The organism is Subtercola sp. YIM 133946 (genome assembly GCF_036553535.1).
In the GTDB taxonomy this organism is placed as follows: domain Bacteria; phylum Actinomycetota; class Actinomycetes; order Actinomycetales; family Microbacteriaceae; genus Subtercola.
Genome location: NZ_JAZHPE010000035.1, coordinates 75638 through 99533, shown reverse-complemented (window position 1 = coordinate 99533; position 23896 = coordinate 75638). Strand labels below are relative to the sequence as shown.

General features: G+C 69.1%; 21 protein-coding genes and 1 tRNA gene. 7 read left to right on the top strand and 15 right to left on the bottom strand.

The genetic code is table 11. The features are described 5' to 3' along the window. Nucleotides 1-104: 104 nt before the first annotated feature. From V3W46_RS12170 to aceE, 3 genes are all read right to left on the bottom strand, one after another. Nucleotides 105-1022, bottom strand: a complete 918-nt coding sequence (locus V3W46_RS12170; protein WP_331783387.1) for an ACP S-malonyltransferase — start codon at nt 1020-1022, stop codon at nt 105-107. A gap of 158 nt (nt 1023-1180) precedes the next feature. Next, nucleotides 1181-2386: a PucR family transcriptional regulator gene (locus tag V3W46_RS12165; RefSeq protein WP_331783386.1), complete on the bottom strand. Its 1206-nt coding sequence runs from the start codon at nt 2384-2386 to the stop codon at nt 1181-1183. A gap of 14 nt (nt 2387-2400) precedes the next feature. Next, on the bottom strand, nt 2401-5130 hold the full coding sequence (aceE, locus tag V3W46_RS12160) for a pyruvate dehydrogenase (acetyl-transferring), homodimeric type (protein WP_331783403.1): 2730 nt from the start codon (nt 5128-5130) through the stop codon (nt 2401-2403). A 197-nt stretch (nt 5131-5327) separates the two neighbouring features. Here aceE and V3W46_RS12155 point away from each other — a divergent pair, with 197 nt between their 5' ends. Next, nucleotides 5328-5801, top strand: coding sequence for a peroxiredoxin (locus V3W46_RS12155; protein WP_331783385.1), 474 nt, complete (start codon nt 5328-5330; stop codon nt 5799-5801). A 113-nt stretch (nt 5802-5914) separates the two neighbouring features. Here V3W46_RS12155 and V3W46_RS12150 read toward each other — a convergent pair whose 3' ends face one another. Further along, nucleotides 5915-6358: a MarR family winged helix-turn-helix transcriptional regulator gene (locus V3W46_RS12150; RefSeq protein ID WP_331783384.1), complete on the bottom strand. Its 444-nt coding sequence runs from the start codon at nt 6356-6358 to the stop codon at nt 5915-5917. A 77-nt stretch (nt 6359-6435) separates the two neighbouring features. Between V3W46_RS12150 and V3W46_RS12145 the strand changes: the two genes are divergently transcribed. Beyond that, a complete protein-coding gene (locus tag V3W46_RS12145) occupies nt 6436-7479 on the top strand; it encodes a hypothetical protein (RefSeq protein WP_331783383.1) in 1044 nt (347 codons plus the stop codon). Nucleotides 7480-7647: 168 nt separating this feature from the next. Next, nucleotides 7648-7720: transfer RNA gene (locus tag V3W46_RS12140), tRNA-Val, on the top strand. Nucleotides 7721-7750: 30 nt separating this feature from the next. Here the strand turns inward: V3W46_RS12140 and V3W46_RS12135 are convergent. Then, a complete protein-coding gene (locus tag V3W46_RS12135; RefSeq protein ID WP_331783382.1) occupies nt 7751-8284 on the bottom strand; it encodes an alpha/beta fold hydrolase in 534 nt (177 codons plus the stop codon). A 256-nt stretch (nt 8285-8540) separates the two neighbouring features. Here V3W46_RS12135 and V3W46_RS12130 point away from each other — a divergent pair, with 256 nt between their 5' ends. Continuing rightward, entirely contained in the window at nt 8541-8891 is a 351-nt protein-coding gene (locus V3W46_RS12130; RefSeq protein ID WP_331783381.1) for a nuclear transport factor 2 family protein, read from the top strand. A gap of 97 nt (nt 8892-8988) precedes the next feature. Continuing rightward, nucleotides 8989-9990 (top strand): aldo/keto reductase, encoded by a 1002-nt coding sequence (locus V3W46_RS12125; RefSeq protein WP_331783380.1) that lies wholly within the window; start codon nt 8989-8991, stop codon nt 9988-9990. A 3-nt stretch (nt 9991-9993) separates the two neighbouring features. Here V3W46_RS12125 and V3W46_RS12120 read toward each other — a convergent pair whose 3' ends face one another. The 3 genes from V3W46_RS12120 to V3W46_RS12110 are packed head-to-tail and all read right to left on the bottom strand — an operon-like array spanning nt 9994 to nt 15572. Continuing rightward, entirely contained in the window at nt 9994-11094 is a 1101-nt protein-coding gene (locus V3W46_RS12120) for an SURF1 family cytochrome oxidase biogenesis protein (RefSeq protein WP_331783379.1), read from the bottom strand. 50 nt (nt 11095-11144) lie between these two features. Continuing rightward, nucleotides 11145-12533 (bottom strand): MFS transporter, encoded by a 1389-nt coding sequence (locus V3W46_RS12115; RefSeq protein WP_331783378.1) that lies wholly within the window; start codon nt 12531-12533, stop codon nt 11145-11147. A gap of 27 nt (nt 12534-12560) precedes the next feature. After that, nucleotides 12561-15572, bottom strand: coding sequence for an alpha-mannosidase (locus V3W46_RS12110; RefSeq protein WP_331783377.1), 3012 nt, complete (start codon nt 15570-15572; stop codon nt 12561-12563). A 321-nt stretch (nt 15573-15893) separates the two neighbouring features. Here V3W46_RS12110 and V3W46_RS12105 point away from each other — a divergent pair, with 321 nt between their 5' ends. Beyond that, on the top strand, nt 15894-16355 hold the full coding sequence (locus tag V3W46_RS12105; protein WP_331783376.1) for a hypothetical protein: 462 nt from the start codon (nt 15894-15896) through the stop codon (nt 16353-16355). 19 nt (nt 16356-16374) lie between these two features. Here V3W46_RS12105 and V3W46_RS12100 read toward each other — a convergent pair whose 3' ends face one another. The 6 genes from V3W46_RS12100 to V3W46_RS12075 form a co-directional block, all read right to left on the bottom strand. Continuing rightward, a complete protein-coding gene (locus V3W46_RS12100; RefSeq protein WP_331783375.1) occupies nt 16375-18183 on the bottom strand; it encodes a choice-of-anchor D domain-containing protein in 1809 nt (602 codons plus the stop codon). Between the two features lie 227 nt (nt 18184-18410). Then, entirely contained in the window at nt 18411-19619 is a 1209-nt protein-coding gene (locus V3W46_RS12095; protein ID WP_331783374.1) for a cupin domain-containing protein, read from the bottom strand. A 121-nt stretch (nt 19620-19740) separates the two neighbouring features. Next, nucleotides 19741-20721 (bottom strand): NAD(P)-dependent oxidoreductase, encoded by a 981-nt coding sequence (locus V3W46_RS12090; protein ID WP_331783373.1) that lies wholly within the window; start codon nt 20719-20721, stop codon nt 19741-19743. Between the two features lie 10 nt (nt 20722-20731). Further along, entirely contained in the window at nt 20732-21052 is a 321-nt protein-coding gene (locus V3W46_RS12085; protein WP_331783372.1) for a DUF7882 family protein, read from the bottom strand. Between the two features lie 49 nt (nt 21053-21101). After that, on the bottom strand, nt 21102-21938 hold the full coding sequence (locus V3W46_RS12080) for a YidC/Oxa1 family membrane protein insertase (RefSeq protein ID WP_331783371.1): 837 nt from the start codon (nt 21936-21938) through the stop codon (nt 21102-21104). A gap of 349 nt (nt 21939-22287) precedes the next feature. Next, on the bottom strand, nt 22288-22593 hold the full coding sequence (locus tag V3W46_RS12075) for a DUF6412 domain-containing protein (RefSeq protein ID WP_331783370.1): 306 nt from the start codon (nt 22591-22593) through the stop codon (nt 22288-22290). A 173-nt stretch (nt 22594-22766) separates the two neighbouring features. On the opposite strand from V3W46_RS12075, the gene V3W46_RS12070 reads away from it, so the two are divergent. After that, nucleotides 22767-23132: a DoxX family protein gene (locus V3W46_RS12070; protein ID WP_331783369.1), complete on the top strand. Its 366-nt coding sequence runs from the start codon at nt 22767-22769 to the stop codon at nt 23130-23132. A 27-nt stretch (nt 23133-23159) separates the two neighbouring features. On the opposite strand, the gene V3W46_RS12065 is transcribed toward V3W46_RS12070, so the two are convergent. After that, the gene (locus tag V3W46_RS12065; RefSeq protein WP_331783368.1) at nt 23160-23774 is read right to left on the bottom strand and encodes a hypothetical protein; all 615 of its coding nucleotides are present in this window, start codon (nt 23772-23774) and stop codon (nt 23160-23162) included. Nucleotides 23775-23896 lie beyond the last annotated feature (122 nt).

Here is a 23896-nt window from a genome sequence, read left to right as displayed (position 1 = left end):
GCGGCGGCGGTGCCGGCAGGAGTCGGTAGCCGGAGGCGGATCAGGCAGGTGTCGGGTCAGGCAGGTGTCGGGTCAGGCGGAGGTCGGGTCAGGCAGGTGTCGGGTCAGGCAGAGGTCAGCAGCTCGATGGCGTTCGGCAGGTCATCCGGGGTCTTGACGGCCACGCTCGCAACGCCCTTCAGCCCGCGTTTGGCGAGCCCGGTGAGCGCCCCGGCCGGAGCGACTTCGATGATACCCGTGACGCCGGCGGCCGTGAACGCCTCCATGCAGCGATCCCAGCGCACCGGCGACGAGACCTGGCCGACGAGGAGCTTCACGAAGTCGGCGCCGGAGTCGACGATGCCGCCGTCGCGGTTGGTCCAGATGGGCAGAACCGGGTCGTGCGGGGTGAGCTCGGCGGCGACGGCGGTCAGGCGCTCGACGGCCGGCTGCATGTAGGCGGTGTGGAAGGCCCCGGCGACCTGCAGCGGAATGACGCGGGCACCGCGCGGCGCGCGCTCCTTCAGCTGCTCGAGCGCGGGAAGCTCGCCGGCGACCACCAGCTGGCCGCCGCCGTTGAAGTTGGCGGGCGACAGGCCGAGCGAGTCGAGCACGGCGAGAAGTTCGGCCTCGTCTCCGCCGACGACGGCGCTCATGCCGGTCGGGGTGAGCGCTGCGGCCTCGGCCATGGCGGCGCCGCGTTCCGCGACGAAGCTCATCGCATCGCTCTCACTCAGGATTCCGGCCGCCTGCGCGGCCGTGATCTCGCCCACGGAGTGGCCAGCCACACCGCCGACGAACGAGGCGCGCCCGTCGTCGAGCAGGGCGCGCAGGGTCAGCAGCCCGGCCGCCACGATGAGCGGCTGGGCGATCTTGGTGTCGCGGATGGTGTCGGCGTCGCTGGTTGTGCCGTGCGCCAGCAGGTCGATCTTCGCCTGGTCGGAGAGAGCACCCAGGTGCTCGCGAAACCAGGGCTCGGCCACCCACGGTTCGAGGAATCCGGGGGTCTGGGAGCCCTGGCCCGGGCAGACGATCACAATCATTGGTTCAGTCTTTCAAGAGTCGAGCAGAATTCGGTGTCGTTTTCTGACGAAGGTAGTCACAGATCGTTGTGGGTTTCGATACGGTCTTCGACCTACTCAACCCGCGGGCCTGCTGGTTGAGTAGCGCGGAGCGCGTATCGAAACCCCACGCCACCCGACTACCGTCGCCGCGAGCCCGGCTCGGGCTCGTTCATCGAGCCGAGAATGAGCGCCGACTGCAGAATGAGGGCTTCGCGGGCCCCGGTCGCGTCCCACCCGATGACCTGCGACACCCGCTTGAGCCGGTAGCGCACGGTGTTCGGATGCACGAACAACTCCCGCGCGGTCCCTTCCAGTGAGCGGCCATTGTCGAGGTAGCACCACAGAGTGGTCATGAGCTCGGGGCTCTGGTCTTGCAGAGGCCGGTACACCCGGTTCACGAGAGTGGACCGGGCCAGCGGGTCGCCCGCCAGCGCTCGCTCAGGCAGCAGGTCGTCGGCGTACACCGGCCGGGGCGCATTGCGCCACGACTTCGCCACCGCGAAGCCGGCCAGGGCCGCCTTGGCGCTGCGCGACGCGTCGACGAGGCTCGGCACCTCGTGGCCGAGCACCAGGTGCCCCGGCCCGAAGCCGGGCTCGAGAGCTTCGGCGATCTCCATGAACGACAGCGCGGGGGGTGCGGGGGTGGCGGGCGCGGCCTCGTCGGGGGCTCCGACGGCAGGCTGCGACCGGCCGATGACGAGCACCAGCCTGCCGCCCTGCACGCCGATCAAGACGTCGGCCGCGAGGTGACGGGCCGTTCGCCGCAACTGGTCGACATCGAGCATCCGGGGCGTGGTGCCGACGAGCACGCTGACCTCGCCGTGTCCGTGCCAGCCGAGGGCCGCGATACGGCTCGGTAGTTCGTCGTCGTACTCGCCCGAGAGGATGGAGTCGACGACGAGGGCTTCGAGCCGGGCATCCCACAGCCCGCGGGCCTCGGCGGCGCGGGCGTAGACATCGGCCGAGGCGAACGCGATCTCGCGGGAGTAGAGCAGGATCGCCTCGCGCAACGACTGGTCACCGTTGGCGATGCGCTGCTCGACCACCTCGACGACCACGCGGATGAGCTGCAGCGTCTGCTGCAGGCTCACCGACCGCAGCAGCTCGCGCGGGGCCGAGCCGAAGACGTCGGAGGCGATCCAGGTGGTCGTCGTGGGGTCGTCGTACCAGCTGATGAACGACTTGATGCCCGCCTGGGCGACGAGACCGACGGCCGAGCGCCTCCCCGGTGGCATGTCGCCGTACCAGGGAAGCGTCTCGTCGAGTCGTTTGATCGTCGCTGTCGAGAGTTCACCCGACACCGTTCGCAACCATGCGAGGGTCTGTTCTTTCGTTCTGGCCATGAGACGGGCTGGAATCAGCTCTCTCCGCCGGCCGAGCCCGAGGTGCCGGCGGCCACATCGTGCAGGCTGTACTTGTCGATGGCCCAGGCCGGCGCGTTCGCGTCGACCTCACCGCGGGCGGCGAGCTGCTCGAGCACACGCACCACAACCGAGGGGCCGTCGATCTTGAAGAACCGGCGGGCGGCGGCGCGGGTGTCGCTGAAGCCGAAGTCGTCGGCGCCGAGCGTCGCGTATTCGCCGGGCACGAACTGCCTGATCTGGTCGGGCACGGCGTGCATGTAGTCGCTGACACCGATGAACGGGCCGGCCGAGCCCGACAGCTTGTCGGTCAGGTACGGCACATGACGCTCTTCGTTCGGGTAGAGGAAGTTGTGCTCCTCGGCCTTCAGCCCGTCGCGGCGCAGCTCGGTCCAGCTGGTGACCGACCACACGTCGGCCGAGACGCCCCAGTCGTTCGCGAGCAGTTCCTGTGCCTCGAGCGCCCACGGCACACCGACACCCGAGGCGAGGATGTTCGCCTTCGGCCCATCGGCCTGGCCGCCCTTGAGGTAGTGGATGCCCTTGATGATGCCCTCGGCATCCACGTTCTCCGGCTCGGCCGGCATGACCATCGGCTCGTTGTAGAGCGTCAGGTAGTACATGACGTTCGGTTCGGGATGCGTGCCGCCGTACATCCGCTCGAGGCCCGAGCGAACGATGTGGCCGATCTCGTACCCGTAGGCGGGGTCGTACGACACCACGGCCGGGTTCGTCGACGCCAGCAGGTGGGAGTGGCCATCCGCGTGCTGCAGGCCCTCGCCGGTGAGCGTGGTGCGACCGGCGGTGGCGCCCATGATGAACCCGCGGGTCATCTGGTCGCCGGCGGCCCAGAGGGCGTCGCCCGTGCGCTGGAAGCCGAACATCGAGTAGAAGACGTACACCGGGATGAGCGGCTCGCCCTGGGTCGAATACGACGTACCGGCGGCGGTGAACGCCGCGACGGCGCCCGCCTCGTTGATGCCGACGTGCACGATCTGGCCCTGCGGGCTCTCTTTGTAGGCGAGCAGCAGGTCACGGTCGACGCTGGTGTAGTGCTGGCCGTTCGGGTTGTAGATCTTCGCGCTCGGGAAGAACGCATCCATGCCGAAGGTGCGGGCCTCGTCGGGGATGACCGGAACCACGCGGTTGCCGAAGTCTTTCGACCGGGTCATCTCTTTCAGCAGGCGAACGAAGGCCATGGTGCTGGCGATCTCCTGCGTGCCCGAGCCCTTCTTCATGATGGCGTAGGCCGAGTCGTCGGGCAGCGTGATGGCGGTGTGCTTCGTGCGGCGCTCCGGAACGTAGCCGCCGAGCGCGCGGCGGCGCTCGTGCATGTACTCGATCGCCTCGTCGCCCTCACCCGGGTGGTAGTACGGGGGAGTCCAGTGGTCGTTGGCCTCGAGCTGGGCATCCGTGATCGGAATGCGCATCTCGTCGCGGAACGCCTTCAGGTCGGGCAGCGTCATCTTCTTCATCTGGTGCGTGGCGTTGCGGCCGGCGAACGCCTTGCCGAGCCCGTAGCCCTTGATGGTGTGGGCGAGGATGACCGTGGGCTGGCCCTTGTGCTCGCTGGCGGCCTTGAAGGCGGCATAGACCTTGTTGTAGTCGTGGCCGCCGCGCTTCAGGCTCCAGATCTGGTCGTCGGTGTAGTTCTCGACGAGCTTCAGCGCGCGCGGGTCGCGGCCGAAGAAGTTCTCGCGAACGTAGGCGCCGTCTTCGGTCTTGTAGGTCTGGAAGTCGCCGTCGGGCGTCTGGTTCATCAGGTTGAGCAGGGCACCGTCGGTGTCGTTGGCGAGCAGGTCGTCCCACTCGCGGCCCCAGATCACCTTGATGACGTTCCAGCCCGCGCCGCGGAAGAAGCTCTCGAGCTCCTGGATGATCTTGCCATTGCCGCGCACCGGGCCGTCGAGGCGCTGCAGGTTGCAGTTGATGACGAAGTTGAGGTTGTCGAGGCCCTCGTTGGCCGCCACCTGCAGCTGGCCGCGGCTCTCGACCTCATCCATCTCGCCGTCGCCGAGGAAGGCCCAGACCTGCTGGTCGGAGGCGTCTTTGATGCCGCGGTTGGTGAGGTACTTGTTGGCCTGCGCCTGGTAGATCGCGTTGATCGGGCCGATGCCCATCGACACGGTCGGGAACTGCCAGAACTCCGGCATCAGGCGGGGGTGCGGGTACGAGCTCAGGCCGCCGCCCGGGTGCGACTTCTCCTGGCGGAAGCCGTCGAGCTGGTTCTCGGTGAGCCGGCCTTCGAGAAAGGCGCGGGCGTAGGTGCCGGGCGAGGCGTGCCCCTGCACGAAGATCTGGTCTCCGCCACCCGGGTGATCCTGGCCGCGGAAGAAGTGGTTGAAGCCGACCTCGTAGAGGCTGGCGCTCGACGCGTAGGTCGAGATGTGGCCGCCGACAGCGATGCCGGGGCGCTGGGCGCGGTGCACGAGCATGGCCGCGTTCCAGCGGATCCACGCGCGGTAGCGGCGCTCGATGTCTTCGTCGCCGGGAAACTCGGGCTCGTTCTCGGTGGCGATCGTGTTGATGTAGTCGGTGGTGGGAACCATCGGCACGCCGAGGTGCAGCTCCTTGCTGCGCTTCAAAAGGCTCAGCATGATCTCCCGGGCGCGACCGTGGCCCCGCTCGGCCACCAGTGCGTCGAGAGACTCGGCCCATTCGGCGGTCTCATCAGGATCGGAATCGATGTTCGTGACCGAATACGGGTCTTGGTCGTTGACAGCCAACGTCAACCTCTCTCTTTGGGGTTGTAGAGATCATTCAACTTCAGTGGCTCCGGTTCACGGATTCCACACCATCCTCCAGCCTACTGAATCTGAATGGCCCCGAATGCCCTCAGGGGAGGTTCGTGCCCGCCGAAGGAATACACTGGCTACTTGGGTCTGGCGGGCAAGGTACCTGCAGGCCGAAAGGAAACGCCACGATGGCACTCGAAAACGACACCTGGGCTCCCGACTTCGAGCTGTCGAACCAGTACGGCGAGAAGGTTCGCCTCAGCCAGTTCCGCGGCGTCAAGCCCGTCGTACTCGTCTTCTACCCCCTCGCCTTCTCGGGCGTCTGCACGGGCGAACTGTGTACTCTCGAAGACAACATCGCGATGTTCCGCGACAAGAGCGTCGAGCTCATCGGCATCTCGGTCGACTCCAAGTCGACGCTGCGCGCCTGGAGCGAGCAGAAGGGCTTCGACTTCAACCTGCTCGCCGACTTCTGGCCGCACGGCGACGTCGCCAAAGACTACGGCGTCTTTCTCGAGTCGAAGGGCTTCTCGAACCGGGCCACCTTCGTGATCGACACCAAGGGCATCATCCGCGCGAGCTTCATCACCGCCCCCGGCGAGCCCCGGTCGATCGAGGCCTACCGCGCGGCCCTCGACGAGCTCGAGCCCGCCACGGTCTGACCGGGTATATCGGCCGCCGGCTCGGACTCTCCAGTCCGTCGGCTCGCAGTCTCCAGCCCGCTGGCTCCTAGTCTCCAGTCCGCCGGCTCGGATCGCCCGGCCGGCTCGGCTTTCTAGGCCGCCGGCTCGGCGTTGTAGCGTCGCAGGATGTCGGCGAACGCCGCCACCTCCTCGTCAGTCCAGCCCACCAGTCGGCCGGTGAGCGCGTCGAGCACCTCTGCCGCCGCCTCGGCCTGCACCTCGACCCCGCGCTGCGTCAAGACGATGGGCTGCCCCCGCGTCGAGCCGGGGTCGGGCGCCATGCTGATGAGCCGGGCATCCGCCAGCGACCTCAGTTGACGCGACACGGTCGACCGATTCAGGTGGAAGTGGTCGGCGATGTCGATGGCGCGGCAACCCTGGTTGCTCTCGATGAAGCCGAGCAGGGACTGGTCGACGACAGAGAGGGCCGGATGCGAGTTGCGGGCCCGAGCGGTGCCGCGGCGGGTCAGCGTGGTGAGCTCGCCCTGCACGGAGGTCACCAGGGCTGAGCGGTCGGGCATCCGTTTGCGTTGCATAGTGCAACAGTGTAGCGTCGATCCAATGTTGCACAATGCAACACCAAGTCGACACCCGATGCGAGAGCTCCTCCCCGATGCACAAGACTGCCAGCCCGTTTCTGCCCGCCGCGTTCTGGAAGACGCTCGGCACGCACATCCTGATACCCCTGTTTCTCGCGGCAGGCATGGCGCTGGCGTACCTCGGCGCGTTTCACGACCCGGCGCCGCACAACCTGAAGGTGGCCATCGTCGGCACCTCCGCCGAGTCGATGGTGTTCGCCCAGACGATAGCGAACGGCGCCGTCGACGCGCTCGACGTGCAGACCGTCGCCGACGATGCCACCGCCGAGACCATGGTGCGCGACCGCGACATCGTCGCCGCCTACGAGACGGATGCCTCGCACGCGACCCTCATCGTCGCGAGTGCCGCCTCAGACACATCTGCCTCGGCTGCCGAGAAGATCTTCGCGCCGATCGCGTACCAGCAGAACCTGCCGCTGCGGGTGGACGATGTCGCGCCTGTGCCCCAGAACGACCTGACGGGGCAGGGGCTTTTCTTCCTGCTCGTCGCACTGAGTGTCGGCGGGTACGCCAGCGCCATCGCCGTCGCGGCCGTCACGGCGAGGGTCTCGGTTCGATGGCGGATCGCGGTCGCCGCCCTCGTGGCTGGGGTCGTCTCGGCGATCGGCATCATCGTGGCGGGCCCGGTGTACCACGTGCTGGGCAGCAACGTGTGGCCTATCTGGCTGTTCGCGTGGCTGTACGACTTCGGAATCATCGCCCTGGGCGTGGGCCTGCATCCCCTGCTCGGCAAGTGGACGACGCCGGTGCTCACGATGCTGTTCGTCATGCTGAACTTCACCAGCTCCGGCGGAATCTTCAGCGCACCCTTCCAGCCCCCGTTCTTCGCCGGCCTCAACACCTTCTGGAACGGCGCGGCCTGGCTCGACGCGGTGCAGGTGCTGACGTACTTTCCGGGCCAGCCGATCGGGTTCGACGCGCTACGGCTGGCGCTGTGGGCCGCGGTCGGTGTGTCGTTCATCCTGATCACGCACGCCTGGAGCGCGCGGCGGCGTCGCCTGGTCGACGACAGCAGGCCGGTGTCGCGCGTCGAGGAGGAGAGCGTGGTCGCCGCGTGAGCGCAGGGGCGGTGCGCGGCGGGGCTGCAGGTTTTGCGTCGAGCGAGTGCGGGCGCCCCGTGAGTGTCGAAGCGGCCTGGCGGTGCGTGAGTGTCGAAGCGGCCTGGCGGTGCGTGAGCGTCGAAGCGGTCGGGCGCTGCTAGGGTTGTTGAGCGCCTGTGGCGTGAGGGGCCTTTAGCTCAGCTGGTAGAGCGCCACGTTTACACCGTGGATGTCATCGGTTCGATCCCGGTAGGGCCCACTTCGAAAAGCCGAACCCCATCCTGGGAGGCTAGTCCCAGTCGAGGTAGTCCTCGATCGCCCAGGCGGCCTCGCCCGCGCGCGTCTCGGGGAAGCGGTGGCCGCCGCCCTCGATCGTGACAACGCTGACGAGGCCCGGAGCAGAGTCTCGCAGCGCCTCACCGTTGGCTGGCGGCGTGACGCCGTCGTCGGTCGCCTGCACGACCAGCACCGGGATGCCGCCTGACAGCGCTGGGGCATCCTGATCGACTCCCAGCAGAAGTACGCCGTTCACGCGGTCGTGCTGTTCGATGGCGGCCGTGCGCGCGACGACTCCGCCGGTGCCGTGGCCGCCGATCCAGGCGTGGTCGATGTCGAGATGGTCGAGTACGGCGAAGACCTGCCCGGCGTCGTCCGCCTCGATTCTCACAATGCGGAAGTCGGCCGAGGAGACGAGGTGTGAGAGCGTGGCCAGGCTGTCGAGGTCAGAACCGCGGTCGACCACCAGCGCGAGCGCGGGGCCCGCCCCTTCGACGGCGAAGGCGATCGCCAGCCCATTCGACTCGAAGATCTGCTTGTCGCTCATCCCGCTCCATTCGTCTCTGTGCACCCGAGGTTCTGTGCACGCCAGCTTCTGTGCGCGGCCCGACACAGCGTCGCAGGCCCCGGGAAAGAATATACGAGCCGCCTCCGAGCCAGGCTCACCCCACCCGGGTCTGGGCGACTTGAAGCTGAGAGGTTCAGCGGCCCTCGGCGGTCTGCGGTGAGGGCGGTGGCGGCGGGGCGGCCGGGCGAAGTAGGGTGAATCCTTCGACCGATCAGCTCGTCAGAAGGAGACGCCGATGCCGACCACAGCCGAACTGCTGAGGGCCAACCTGCACGAGGTGTTCGGTCGGGATGCCTCGGTGAGGCGCCGCGCGATCGAAGCCGCCTTTGCGCCCGACGCCGTGTTCACCGACCCTGAGCACACCACGACGGGGTGGGACGGCATCGAGCAGACCGCGGAGGCGTTGCTCGGCGCCGCGCCCGATGACTTCGTGTTCGTCGAAGACGGGCTGGTCTACGAGAGCGCCGAGGCGGGTGCCCTGCCCTGGGCGTTCGGGCCGCCCGGGGCCCCGGTTGTGCACGGCATCGACATCATCACCGTGCGGGGCGGCAGGATTGCGAGCCTGGTCACTCTCGTGCATCCGTAGCCCTGCGAGCGGTGCGACGGTTGTCGCGCCTGAGCCGACGCCATAAAGTGGGCCTGCTGCTTCGCCTGGAGCCGCGACGACGCGAGAACGGATTCAGATGGAACTGCAGGATGCCCGGGGCTGGATTCGCGAACTCGGGTCGACCGGGGTGCACACGTCTGCCGTGATCGCCGGGGGTTCCCCGCTCGGCGACATGAGCTGGGCGTACGGCTACCGGGTCGACAAGGAGCACGTACTCGAGTTCATCTCCGCCCTGCTCGACAGCCCCATCCGCTCGATCGACACGTCGAACGCCTACAGCGACGGCGAGAACGAGGAGTGGATCGGCGAGGGCATCCGTCGTCACGGGCCGAAACCCGACGACTTCACCGTGTTCACGAAGGTCGACCCCACCGGCATGACGTACACGAACACCGGTATCTCGGGCGCCCACGCCGACTACTCGGCCGAGCGGGTTCGTCGTTCGCTCGACGAGAGCGAAGAGCGACTCGGCATCCACAGTCTTCCGCTGGTGTACCTGCACGACCCCGAGTTTCACGACTTCGCGCGTATGACGGGGCCGGGCGGCGCAGTGGAGGCCCTCGTCGAGCTGAAGGCCGAGGGCCGCGTGCAGAACATCGGCGTGGCGCTCGGCAACGTGCACGAGGCGGCTCGATACCTCGACCTCGGCGTCTTCGACGCGCTGCTGACGCACAACCGCTGGACCCTGGTGGATCGCAGCGCGGGAGACCTCTACGACCAGGCCGCAGCCCAGGGCGTCGCCGTCGTGAACGCCGCGGTCTACGGCGGGGGTCTGCTCGCCAAGCCGATCACATCGACGTCGATGTACGGCTACGCCGCCGCGGCACCCGAGATCGTGACGGCCGTCACCCAGATGGCCGAGGTGTGCAGGCGGTACGGAACCGATCTGGCGACGGCGGCCCTGCAGTTCTCGGTGAGCGATCCGCGCATCTCGGCGACGGCCGTCGGCCTGACCAAGATCGAGCGCATCGCGACGACGGTCGCGGCGGCCGAGACGACGCTGCCGGCCGACCTGTGGGCCGAGCTCGACGAGTTCGTGCCGGCGCCGGAGTTCTGGCTCGACGCCCGCTCAGTCTGAGGGCTACTCGACCCCGGAGGGCGGCTCGACCCCGGGGGGCCGCTCGGCCGCCTTCGCCTGCGGTGGCAGGATGACGCGCGGCGGCGGCGCGGCCGCGGCGGCTGAGCCTCCCCAGCGTGTGAGCGGCAGGTAGCCGTCGATCTCTTCGTCTTCGAGTTCTTCGTCGGTGAACGGCTTGCTCGCGCGCTTGCGCAGTCGCTCGGTGGCGCGCTGCCGCTCCTCGGGGTCGTCGGAGTTGAGCTGGCGGTGCTCCTTACGCATCGCGAGGCCGAGCCCGAAGAACCCGATCAGCGCAAAGAACAGCCACTGCACTGTATACGAGTAGTGGGTGCCGACGTCTTCGGTGGGCATCGACGTCTGCAGCAGCTGCAGCCCCGGCTGCGCCGCGGTCGACTGGCTGTCGAGCAGCCCGTACGCCCCGGTGTAGACGTCGCCGCCGATCGTCTGCTGCACGCGCGGCAGGGTGATCGACGAGATCTGGTTGCCGCTCTGGGCGCCGGTTCCGCCCTGCTCCTCGCTCGGCCTCAGGTGAACGACCACGGTGACCGTTCCCGTCGCCGGATCGGGTATGGCCGCCGGCGAGAGCGGGTCGTCGGCCGACGGGGTCACCCAGCCACGGTCGACGATGAAGATGGAGCCGTCGCTCAGTTGCAGAGGAGTGATCACCTCGAAGCCATTGTCGCCGCCGTTCGAGCGGTTGCGCACGACGAGCTGGTCGGCCGTGAGGTAGTCGCCGGTGACGCTCACCCGCTGCCAGTTCTGGCTCGGGTCGTAGGAGGCGAGCGTCGGCAGGGCCTCGTCGATGGGCACGGGGGCGGCCGAGTAGTTGGCGGCGACGATGGCATTGTCGGCCGACGCCTGCTGGCCGCGATCGAACTGCCAGCGAGCGAGGAAGACGCAGACGACGGCGAACAGGATGGCCGCGGCGATGAACCCGAACCACCGCCACGTGCGGAGGAACTGCCACCCCGTCATGCCCTCGGTGACGGTGTCGTACACGGCGATGGGGCCGGCGGGTCGCGCGGCCGGGCGCGCGAGTTCGCCGGAGCGCCGCGGCTCGACCTCGGTTCGGCGCTGAGTGGTCGTCGCCGGTTCTTCGATCATCTCTTCTCAGCCTGTGGTCTGGGCACCGGTCACGCCGGTACCAGTACAGCTTATGTCGCGTCGCTGGCAGCGACCGGATGCGTGCCCGTCAGCCGGTAGAACAGGAACGGCACGGCAGACGCGAGGCAGCTGATCGCGGGCACGATGGTGATCGACAGAAAGATCGTGTTCTGCATCGTGGGCGTCACGGTCACGCCGTCTTGGTAGCCGGCGATCACCACGAACGCCCCGAAGACCAGCACCGCCAGCGCGTTCATGATCTTCGACACGAACGTCAGCGACGCGAACGAGATGCCGTCGTTGCGCACCCCCGTGCGGGCCTCGGCGTCGTCGACCGCGTCGGCGATCATGGTGGCCTGCACCACCCCGAACACGCCCAGCGTGAGGCCGGTGAGAAAGATGAACACGGCCAGTGCGACGAGGCTCTGGTACCCGACGAGGTACATCGCCACGTAGAACACCGCCCCGGCGACCGAACTGCCGACCATCAGCCGCCGGGCCGACATCAGCCGCAGCAGAAGGGGGGTGAAGAACGACGCGATCACCAGGCCCAGGATGATCGCAGCCCCGATGAACGTGAAGTAGCCCGCGTTGCCGTACGCGATGACCACGAACACCGCGCCGCCGGCCTGCACGATGAATCGCCCGAAGCCCAGCACCGAGCCGATGAGCACCATCAGCAGGGGAGTGTTGTGGAAGAGCTCGCGAAACAGCTGGGTGAACGTCAGGCGCGGTTTGGCGATCTGCTGCGGTCGCTCGCGGCCGAACACGAAAGCGAACAGGTACAGCCCCATGCCGACGATGGCGATCGCGAAGACCGCCCGCGACCATCCGCTCGCCGTCGTCGCCTCGGCCGCCCCCGCCGGCGCGAAGCTCAGAGCCTGCGCGAGCCACGGCATGCCGAGCGTCGCGATGCCGAGCGAGATGGCGCCGAACGCACGCACCCGAGAGATCACGCGGTTGCGGGCGACCGGGTCGCTGAACGCCGAGCCGATCAGCCCCCACAGCGGCACGTCGCACACCGTGTAGGCGAACCCCCACAGCACATACACGATGCCGAAGTAGACGAGCTGGGCGGGTTCGTCGATCGCGGGCACAGTGAACAGGAGGCCGGTCAGCAGCGCGACGGGTGCGGCCGAGAACAGGATGAACGGGCGCATCTTGCCCCAGCGCGTGCGCGTCATGTCGATGATGCTGCCCATGACTGGGTCGCTGATGGCATCGAGGATCTTCGCCACCGCGATGATCGTGGTGACCACCGCAATGCCGGTGGTGGAGATGTGCGCGTACTGCAGCAGGTACACGAGCAGGAACGTGGTGACCGTCGTGAGAATGGCGTTCTGCCCGAACCCTGCCGTCACGATGGCCCGGCTCTGTGTTCGTGCCGACGGTACGCGTTCAGACGGGTTGCGTGCAGACGGCGCTGTCTGCGTGCTCACGGCTCAGCCTTCCTGTGTGGTCATCGGTCAGCTCTCCAACAGAATCGTCTTGATCTCGAACGGGGTGAACGCGAGCCGGTCGAGGTCGGCCGGGGCGACGGTTCGCTCGATGAGGTCGGTCTCGCTCGCGCGGGCAAACGTAAGAGTGGTTCGGAGCGCGGCCGTCACCGGTTCGCCGAGGCTCTCATACAGCCGCACGATCACGCCGCGACCATTCTCGGCCGGCTTGAGCGTCTCGACGACGATGCCGGGGTGGTCGACCCATGCGACGCTGCCGAACGAGACGTCGGGCGCGGTGAGCAGGGGGTTGTTGAGGCGGTACGCGTCGCGAACGACGTCGGTCAGGGCATCCGGAGCGAACGGGCGGAAGGCGTACGTGAAGGTGTGCGACCCGCGGTCGGCGGTCTTGTCGGGAAAGGTGGGCGAGCGCAGCAGGTTCAGGCTGATCAGGCCGCTCTTGGCCCGGTGGCCGTACTTGCCGTCGTTGAGCAGGGCGAACCCGCCGTTCGGGTTCGAGGTGGCCAGCCATTTGTGGGCGCACACCTCGAACTGGGCAGTCGACGGTGCGTCGAGTTCGGTCGTGGCACGTTCGATGTGGCCGAACTGGATCTCGCACTTCGCCACGGGGCCGTAGTGCGCGGGCCAGAAGTCTGCGCGCAGCATGCGGTGCTTCTCGTGCCAGTCGACGCGGGTCTCGAAGCGCACGAGCTCGCTGCCCGCCTCGAGCACGATGCGCTGCTCGACCCGCCCCCGCTTCCAGCTGTACGTCTGGCTCCGGATGATCGTGGGGCCGTCGATCGTCGTGTCGACGTGGCTCGGGCTGAGCGTCTGGGGGGTGCGCGCGGTGTACTTCTGCCCGATGTCCCAGGCGTCGAACGGCCACTGGTAGGGGTCGCGGTGCAGGGTGAGGCGGTTGAGGCCGCGGGCGGAGTGCTCGACCCCGGCGGCGTCGAGGCAGGAGTCGATGGAGCCGTCGGCGGCGAAGTGCAGGGTGAGGATGCCGTTCGACAGGGTTCGCTCGGTGAACGAGAATGCCGGCGCGAACGAGAGCGGGGTGCCGCCGGCTGCGTCGGGCGCGTCAGGCGGCTCGGTCGCCGAGAGCGGTGTCAGAGGAGCGGCCGCGTACGGCTCGACATCGGCGCGGTACCAGCGACCGTTCACCTTCGTGAATTCGTGGCGCGCGAACGAGGTGAGATTGATCGCCGAGGGAGGGGCTGCATCCGGTTCGCCCTGCGGTACACCCGGCAGGCGCTCGATCAACGCGGCGATGTAGGTATCGGCGGCCGCTTCGATGTGCTCATAGGCCTCGACAGCCTCGCGGTTCACGCGGGCGATCGACGACCCGGGCAGAATGTCGTGGAAGTTGTTGAGCAGCAGGGCGCGCCAGTGCGGCTCGAGCACGACCGTGCTGTCGTCACCGACGATGGCGGCCAGCGCCTCGGCCTCGTGCATCCTGCGCCCCGCGAGGCGGTCGTGCTTCTTGATGGCGGCCTGGGTCGTGTAGGTGCCCTGATGGGTCTCGAGGTAGAGCTCGCCCGTGTGGGTGTGGGGGAGATCGTCGACCTTCTGCTCGAGCCCGCGAAAGAAGTCGCCCGCCGTGCGGTACTCGACCCGTGGCAGGCCGCGCAGGTCGTGCTCGCGGCCGGTGAGTTCGAGGTGCACCTCGTTCGGGCCGCCTCCGCCGTCGCCCGAACCGTAGACCAGCAGCGCTGTGTTGATCGCCTTCTCGGGGTACTGGGCGAGCCCGCGCAGCAGCCCGTCGGCCGCGCCCCGGCTGTTGTAGTCGCCCTCTGGCGGCATGTGCACCAGAACGCTCGAGCCGTCGATGCCCTTCCAGACGAAGCTGCGGTGCGGAAAGACGGTGACCTTGTTCCAGGCGAGCTTGATGGTCTGAAACCACTGCATGCCGCTCTTCGAGATGATCTGCGGCAGATTGCCGCTGTAGCCGAACGTGTCGGGCAGCCAGCACAACCGCAGGTCGTCGTCGGCGAGACCGAACTCCTCCTTCAGAAACCGCCGCCCCACCAGTGACTGGCGGATGAGGGCCTCACCACCGGCGAGGTTGGTGTCGGTCTCGACCCAGAACGAGCCCTGCAGCTCGATGCGCCCCGCCGCGACCGCCTCCTTCACGCGGGCGAAGAGGGCGGGCTGCTCCTGTTTCATCCAGAGCAGCTGCTGCGGCTGACTGGTGCCGTAGAGGTACCCGTCGTGCTCTTCGATGGTGTTGAGTGCGCGGATGTACGTGCGCGCGGCCTTGCGGTGGGTCTCGCGCAACGGCCAGAGCCACGCCATGTCGAGGTGGCCGTGCCCGATGGCGCTGTAGACGAAGTCGCTCTCTGAGCGGGCGGCGAGCGCAGGCTGCAGGGCGATGCGCGCGCCGCGCAGGTCGCCCGCCGAGAACCGGTCGAAGGCGGTTCTGAGTGCGCCTCGCAGCTCGGCTTCGAGAGCGGTGTCGTCGGTGGCACGCGCCAGCACCAGCAGCGTGAGGTAGTCGTAGTAGAGCGCAAAGGCCTCGTCGTCGCGGGTCGCGACGTTGGCGCCGTGGTAGACCCCGCGGCCGATCGCGTAGAGCAGAAAACCGTTGTAGCTCACGTCGGCGTACAGCTCGACGGCGCCGTGTTCGCCGGCCTCGACGTGGTGCAGCGGGCGGTACCGGGCCCCGGCGTGCGGCAGGTCGCCCTGCAGGAACACGGTGCTCACCGAGTCGATGACCTGGCCTCCGGCGTCGTGCACGAGGGCCTCACCCCGGATGCCGAGCATCACGACCGTGGCCGGGTCGCCGAGCATCCGTTCGGGAATGCTGCCGGTCAGACGAAGCCAGGCGCAGTCGTGCGTGTGGCCCCACGAGGTTCCGGGCCGGGCCGGGGTGAAGGCGCCGCGGTCGAGGTCGCCGAACGGTATCGGTTCGGGCGAACGGATGATCTCCGCCTCGAGCGGCGCGACGACACGGTAGATGCGGCTGCGCATGCGGCGCAGCTTGCGGTACTCACCGGGCTCCTGCGCGGCGATGCCGAACAGCCAGGTCACGAGATTAGCCATGCCCGCTGCCTCCTTCGTCGCGGAGGGCCAGCTTACAGGGCGAGCGGCTGTGCCCCGGGAGGACGCCACAGAGGCGCTGCGGGCACCCATAGGATCGAAGGAAACCGTGAGAAAGGACCAGCCATTTCTGCACAGCCTCGCCCCAACCGTCGACCCCGTCTTCTGGCCGCCTCGGTCGTCGCCCTGACGGCCTTCGCGGCCCTGACGGGGTGTTCGGGCGGCAGCGGCCTCACCGCCCAGGAGGAGTCGCTCGGCGGCCCCTCGCCGGTACCCGCCACCGACACGCCCGACCCGGCCAGCATCACCCCCGCGGGCACCGTCGTGCCGGCCGGCCAGTGGGCCGTCGTGCAGATCACGCTCGACCAGTCGCTGCGGCCGAGCACGCTGGCCATCAAGGCGGGAGTGCTGCGCAAGGGCGACGCCGACGACCTCAAAGACGTGCAGGTGATGAACGGCAGCGCCGACGACACCGCAGGCACGCCGTACTACGTCAACTACTCGTGGGTGCTGCTCGACGGCTCTGACAGCGCGAGCCCGGTGCAGTCGATCTCGGCGCTCGACTCGGTGACCGGCGACACCGGCAGCACGCTGCTCGTGCCCTCCGACTACGAGAAGTGCACCGACCGGGTGACCGGCCAGTTCGGCGGCAAGAACGTCGTGAACGTCGAGTGCTCGGTCGACGTGTTCGCCGGGGCGACGGTGCCCGATCGTCTCGTGTTCGACGGCGACTCGAGTGACTGGCAGGGCGCGGAGGCGGTGCAGCTGCGCATTCCGGCCGGCTGAACGCTCGGCGCGGCATGCGTCAGGTGACGGCGGCCGTCGACGCGCTGGTCTTCGACACCGGCGCGTAGCCCTGGCGCGTGGCCGTCACGGTGACGCTGATCTTCTTGCCGGCATCCGTCGTCTTCAGCGTGTAGGTGCTCGAGGTGGCGCCCGAGATGGCCACGCCCGACCGCAGCCACACGTAGGTGTACGCAGTCGGCGTGGGCGACCATGCGCCGGGTTTCGCCGTGAGTTTGGAACCCACCGTCGCCGCGCCCGAGATGGTGGGCGTCGGGGTCGTCGTGAAGACCTTCAGAACGGCGACCGTGGGAGTGCTCGTCTTCGACACCGTGGTGAAACCGGTCTTGGATCCGGTCACGGTGACGGTGATGGTGTGGCCGCCGTCGGCCGCGTTCAGGGTGTGGTACGAGGCGGTCGCGCCCGAGATGGGCACGCCGCCGCGGTTCCACTGGTAGGTCAGAGTGGTTCCGGTCGTCCAGGTGCCAGGGTTCGCGGTGAGCTTCTGGCCGACCGTGGTGGTGCCGGTGATGGTGGGCGTCGGCGCTGTCAGGGTGCCGCCGGTGATGGTGGCCGTGGCGGCCGAGGTGCGCGACGCCGTCACGTAGCCGCTGCGCGATCCGGTCACCGTCACCGTGACGGTCTGGCCGGCGTCGGCGTTCGTGAGGGTGTAGGTCGGCGAGGTGGCGCCCGTGATGGTCGAACCGCCCCTCTTCCACTGGTAGGCGAGGGTGGCGGTGGGGCTCCAGGCTCCGGGCACGGTGGTGAGCTTCTTACCCACCGCGGCGGTACCGCTGATGGCCGGGGTCGGGATGGTCGTGAAGACGTTGCGCACGGTCGCCGTCGCCGCGCTCGTACGCGTGACCGCAGGGTAACCCGGCTGCGAACCGGTCGCCGCGACCGTGAGGGTGGAGCCGGCGTCGGCCGCGACCGGGGTGTACGACGCGCCCGTCGCCCCCGGGATCGGGCTGGCGCCACGGTTCCACTGGTAGACGAAGGTCGTGCCCGGCGTCCAGCCGGCGGTGTTCGCCATGAGCTTCTGGCCGACCGTCGGAGTACCGCTGATCGTCGGGTCGGCGGCGACCAGTACTCCGTCGATGCCCGTGCCGGCGAAGACGATCGAGAATGGCTGGCCGTTCCAGTCGCCGCTGGTGCTGTCGGTGACCGGGCCGAGGGCCGTGGGGGTGAAGGCGTAGGTCATGTGGCAGGAGGCGCCCGGCTTCAGGGTGGTGCCCTGGCAGTCCTGCGAGCCTCCGAACTGGCCGGCGGCACCGCCGGCACCGCTCATCGCGAGGGGTGAGTTCGAGATGTTGGTGATCGTGACCGTCTGCGGCGGGCTCGTCGCTCCCACCGCGACGTCGCCGAAGTCGAGGCCCGTCGGTGAGATGAGAAAGGGGTTCACGCCGGTGCCCGTGAAGCTGAACGCGAATGACTGGCCGTTCCAGTCGCCCGCGGTGCTGCCGGTGACCTGGCCGAGGGCGTCGGGGGTGAAGGCGTACGTCATATGACACGAAGCACCCGGCTGCACGGTGGTGCCCTGGCAGTCCTGCGAGCCGCCGAACAGACCGGCGGCCCCGCCCGAACCGCTGAGCACCACCGGAACGGCCGACACGTTCGTGACGGTGACGGTCTGGGGTGGGCTCGTGGTGCCGAGGGCGACACTGCCGAAGTCGAAGGAGGTCGGCGAGATGCGCAGAACTGCAGGGCTCGCGGCCTCGGCCGGGGCGGCACCGATACCACCGAGTGGCACGAGCAGGGCCAGAACGAGCGCCGGCAGCAGCGCGACGAGAAGCCGGGCACGAGCACCAGTGCGAAACCTCGTCGACCGCATCGACCGTCATCCCCTCGAATGAGTTGGCCTCAGCATAGAGCCTGGGGCGCCGTGCGTCGAGAGGCCGGCGGCCCTGGGGTGGTCGATGCTGTCGCGTGGTCGGTGCTGTCGCGTGGTTGGTGCCTGTTGCGTGGTCGGTGCTGTCGCGCGGTTGGTGCCTGTCGCGTGGTCGGTGCTGTCGCGCGGTCGGGAGCTGTCGGGTCATCGGGACGCCGCGTGACAGGCGATCAACGCAGCGGGGTGATGCCCTGCGTCGACCGGGGGAAACCCGCCAGCACGCTCTCGGGAATGTTGAGGTGTGCCGACACGAGCGACGGCGGCAGGTGACCGAGCCAGTTCGCCAACGACACCTCCTCGTAATGGTCGCTCTTGAACGTCTCGAGAAAGATGAGCGTCTCGTCGCCGGTGTTCTCGATGTAGTGGCCCAGATTACGCTTCACCACCCCCACGTCACCGGGTCTGAAGTCGGTGGTGTTCGCGTGCGGCCCGGTGTTGAACACGGTCATGCGTCCCGAGCCCTTCAGCCAGTACTGCCACTCGTCGGCGTTCGGGTGCCAGTGCAGCTCACGCATCGAACCCGGCTCGATGGAGACGAGCCCCGCAGCGATGGTCTTCGACGCCGGAAAGTTCGAGCTGTCGGCGATGCGGATGCTGCCACCGCTGTTCTGGTACACCGGCGCCGAGCGCGACAGCCTGAAGATGACGGCCTCCGTGCCCGGCACCACCCCGGCCGCCGCGCGGTCTGCCTCGAGGTCGCCGGGTTCATCGCCGGGAAAGATCCACAGGTTGTGCAGCGGGATGTCGCTGAAGACCTCCTGCGCCACCCCGAAGTTCTTCGCCAGCACCTCGGGCGGGGTGTGCGCGAACCAGTCCGTGAGCAGCAGCGTGTTGCTCTCCGACTGCGCACCGTCGTCGAACGCGAGCACGAATTCGGCGCCGTCGGGGCCGAGGCCCTGCAGTGAGTGCGGCAGCCCCGGCGGAAAGTACCAGAGGTCGCCTTCCTGAACGTCGTCGACGCTGGGCAGCCCGTTTCTGCTGAGGGTGGTGATGCGGCAGGCGCCGCGGGTCATCAGGGCCCACTCCGCCGTCTGGTGCCAGTGCAACTCCCGGATGCCGCCGCGTTCGAGGTACATGTTCACCCCCGCGATCTCGTCTGAGATGGCGAAGTCGGGCTGGGTCAGCTCGCGGGCCCAGCCGCCGCGCTGCACCCGGCGCGGCGAGATGTTGAACGACGACCAGAAGAACTGCTGCGTACTGATGTCGGTGGGCGGGGCATCCAGCTGGTTCGGAAACTGGCTCTCGACGGCCGGGTTCTGCGGGCCGGTCATGGCCGTGCTCGCGGGGTCGCCCACCGTGTTGACCTCGCCCTCCTGCGGCAGGTCGGGGTTGCCGAAGACTGGCGTCTCGTGGTGCGGTGAGCTGTCGTCGGATTGCATGGTGTCTCCCTCGTGAGACCGCAGGCGCGGTGTTCTCCTCGATTGAACCGCCGCCGAAGGGTGCGCGGCAAGAGCGGGCGGCACGCGAATGTGGCCCTGCGAGGGTCAGCGAGGTGGGTCGTCAGGCGGGGTCGGTGCCGCGGGTGTCGTCGGCGAGTTCGGCGGCGAGGGTGGTGCCGGCCTGCTCTTCGAGCAGTCGGGCGGCGAGCAGCTCGCCGGCGACAGGTCCGAACCGGTCGAGAGCGCGGTGGTGGATGCTCGTGACGAGCTTCGAGAGTTCGAACGGCGTCGCGGCGCCCGCCGCGAGCCGGTTCATCGTGTCGAGCTCTTCGACCACGCGGTCGAGGCCGAACGACTCCAGGTAGTCACCGGTCAGCAGAGCATCCAGATGGCGGTCGATGAAGGCGCTGCCGCCAGCGCTCGAAGCGAGCGCAGAGCGCAGTGCGGGCAGGTCGACGCCGAGGCGGCTGCCGAGCAGCAACGCTTCGGTGACGGCGATGCTCTGCCCGAACCAGAGCAGATTGGCCAGCAGCTTGGCGGTGAGCCCCGCCCCCGGAGTCTCTCCGAGCAGGTGGATGTCGCTCGGCTGCCCCAGGGCGTGCAGAACCGGCAGCGCCCGGTCGACCGCGCGTGGGCGGCCGGCGACGTAGAAGGTGAGACTGCCGTCGCGGGCGGCCTCGACCCCGCCGCCCATCGGAGCTTCGGCCGTCAGCACCCCGCGGCCCTCGGCCTCGCCGGCGAGCCGGGCCATGAGCTCGGGGTCGCCGCTGCTGAGGTCGAGCCAGCAGGCGCCGGGGTGCATCCGGCCGAGTAGGGCGTCAGCGCCGCCGAGGGCATCGGCGATCTCGGGCGGGCCGGGCAGAATCGTGACGAGCAGGTTCGACGACTCGGCCAGCCGGGCAGCGGATGCTGCGCTGCCGATGCCGTGGGCATCCAGACCCTCGAGGCGGGCAGGGTCGCTGTCGAACGCGGTGACGTCGAAGCCGGCGGCGCTGAGGCGTTCGGCGATCGGCCGGCCCATGCGGCCGACGCCGAGAACCCCCACGCGGCGAACGCCGACGCGCTGGACCCCGACGCGCTGGTCTGCGGGCGCGTTCGTCACGCGCGGGGAATCAGCCGCGGGCGGCGGCGGTCGCCGGGCTGCCGGTGGCCGGCTCGGGGATGACACGCATGCCGTCGCCGCTGTTGGCCGTGGCCATGAGCTGGTCGATCCATAGCCGGTTCAGCGGCGGGCGCTCGCGTTCGTCGAAACCGAACCGCAGCTCGATGGCGGGATGCAGCCAGATGGTCGAGCGGCCGCTCTCGTTCTCCCACGAGAGGGTGAACTTCTCGTCGCGGCGCAGTTTCGCCACGATCACCACCTTGAGGTGGGCGAGCGCGCGGTCGTCGAAGTCGATCTCGGTGCCGTTGGCGCCGTAGTAGAGCGTGGCCATGTCGTTCCCTTGTCGTGCCGCGCGTTCTGAAGCCGGCCCGCTCAACAGATTACCGTGCCGGGGGCGTCGACGGTGCGCCGAACATGCGCCGCAGAACGGCGCGTTCGCCGAGGCTGAAGGCGGCGCTGGTGAGCAGGTAGACGGCGGCGGCGAGCGGGGCGATGGCGGCGAAGACGACCGAGACGAAGGGAACGAAACGCAGTGCGGTGGTGACGGCGGCACCGGGGGCGACGGCGGCGCCGGGTGCGGCCGCCGACGCCCTGAGGCTGTTCCGCGTCGAGGCGGCGAGGGGGTCGGCGGCCGTGTCGGCGAGGGCGTGGCCCGCGGCGGCCCCGTTCCAGCGCAGGTTTGCGCGGCGGGTCAGCTCGACGATCACGGCCAGCACGAGCAGCAGCACGAGGAACAGCCACGCGTGGGGCAGTGCGGCGCCCACCGCGACGAACAGGTTGGCCCCGAGCGGTACGCCGGCGAACGTCTGGGTGAGCAGCACGTTCGCGTGCCCGGCCACGTTCTGGTGCACGAACAGTGTGTACACGGCCGAGAGCACCGGCGCCTGGGCGAGGGTCGGCAGGCAGCCGGCGATCGGCGAGACCTTCTCGCTCGTGTACAGCTGCGTCAGCGCCTTCTGCAACTGCTCCGGCTTGCCGGCGAACCGGATGCGCAGGGCTGCGACTGCCGGTGCGAGGCGCCGGCGGCCCACCTCAGCGCGCACCTGGGCCGCCGAGACCGGCACGAGCGCGAGCCGCACGACCAGCGTCAGGGCGACGATGGCCAGCACGGTCGCGGAGGTTCCGGCGAGGGGAGTGAGGGCGCCGGCAAGGCCCGCCACGAGCGAGTAGAGCGTGTCGAGTACAGCGGCGATGGGGGGAAACGTGGAGAGGTCCAATGGTGGCTCCTGGGGTGTGGGTGTGGGTGTGGGTGCGGGGTGTGGGTGGGTCGGTGGGTCACGGATGCCCGGCGGGCGGTGATGAATTGTGGTGTGCCCGGCGGCAGGTGACGCGTCGTTGTGTGCCCGCGCGGAGGTGACGGGCTGCGCTGTGTCGTCGCGCGCGTGCTGACTGGGAGCCGGCTTCGGGTCGCGAGTCGTGAGTCCGATGTGGCGGCCAGTTCAGGTCGCGGCCGGAAGCCAGACCAAGGCCGGGAGTGACGCCACGGCCGTTGAGACTACGGCCGGAAGTCGAGCCACGGCCGGAAGTCGGCCCTGCCGGGCGTCGGGCCTAGGGAGAGGGAGAGCGTCAGGCCCGGGGAGCGAGGGCGCCCGGGGCGCGGGCGCGGGCGTGGCCCGCGGCGTCGGGGTTGCTCTGCGAGACGAGCACGGGCAGGTCGGCGTTCTGTCGGGCATCCGATCGCCGGAGGGCGGAGGTGCCCAGGGGAGGGTTGACGCGTGCGACGACGATGACCGCGAGGGTGGCCGCCGTGAGGAGGGCGAGAGCCAGAGTCGTCAGTGCGAGCGGCAAAGTCAGGGAGCCCGCGACCGAGCCGAACACGACGTCGACGGTGTCCAGGAGGAACCGCAGCAGCATCTCGGCCAGTTCGCTCATGCGCCCGAGGTTACCAGCTCGTGCGACGATACACAGAACGAACCCGCGCCGGGGTAGGCACCAGACGGCAAGCCCGGCGGGCAACCACCAGGCGGCAACCCAGGCCGGACACGCACCAGGCGGCAACCCAGGCCGGGCACCCACCGGGCGACAGGCCCCGACGAATGGACCCCATGCAGATCGCGTACTGGATCGTCGCCGGAGTGCTCGGCGTGTTCTACCTCTACTCCGGCGGCGCGAAGCTGCTGCGCACCCGCGAGCGGCTGCAGCCCATGATGAAGTGGGTGCGGGGAGCACCGATGGGGGCGGTGCGGCTGATCGGCGCGCTCGAGGTGCTGGCCGTGATCGGGCTGGTTCTGCCGCCGCTGACGGGGGTCGCGCCGGGGCTCGCGCTGGCCGCCGCCGTGGGGCTGGTGCTGGTTCAGGTGGCGGCGATCATCCTGCACCTGGTTCGCGGCGAGGCGCGCCAGCTCGGGCTCAACGTCGGGTTGCTCGTGCTGGCCGGGGTGGCGGCGTGGCTCGCGATGGTGTGGCTCTGAGCCGACGGCCGGGCGACCGCAGCACGCTCAGAGGGTGTGGGCGAGATACTCGAGCAGGATCGCCGCCGCGCCGACAGCGCTGAGCATTCCCGCCAGCAGCAGTCGGCGCCAGAGACTCAACCGGATGTGCCGCAGCGCCGCGAGCGCGAACACACCGAGCGAGATCGCCAGCACGATCTGCCCCGTTCGTATGGCCGCCTCGAGCCTCATCACGTGGATCGCTGCGAGCCCCAGAAACAGCATCGGCAGGGCGATCGCGGTGAACGCGCTGAGGGTGACCGTGAGCATGTGCCGCAGTTCCCGGGCCGATGGAAGCCGAGCGTGCGACGCGATGTGCGAGATGATGTCGGCCGCGAAGCCTGCGAGCAGCACGCCGGCGGTCGTGACGAGCAGAACCAGGGCGGCGGGGCCGGGCTCTTCGGCCTCGGTGGCGAGAGCGATCAGCACGGCCAGTGCGGTGAACGTGACGTAGACGCGCTCCTTGAGGCGGTCGGCGCGCTCGTCGGGGTTCTCCTCAGTGTTCTCGGTGCCGGTACTGGTGCTGGTGCCGGCGCTGTCGCCGGTGCTGGTACCGCCGCTGTCGCCGGCGACGGATGCCCGGCGGCGCCCCCGGGCGGGCAGGGGCTGGTCGGCTGAGGTCATGGCTCGGGCTCCCTTCGCCGCACGCTGCGCGCGGCGGTTCCATCATCGCGCAGCACCGCGGGCGGGCCGAACCACGCGCGGGTGCCTGTGCGGTGCGCCAGAGTGTCGCGGCGACCCGATCG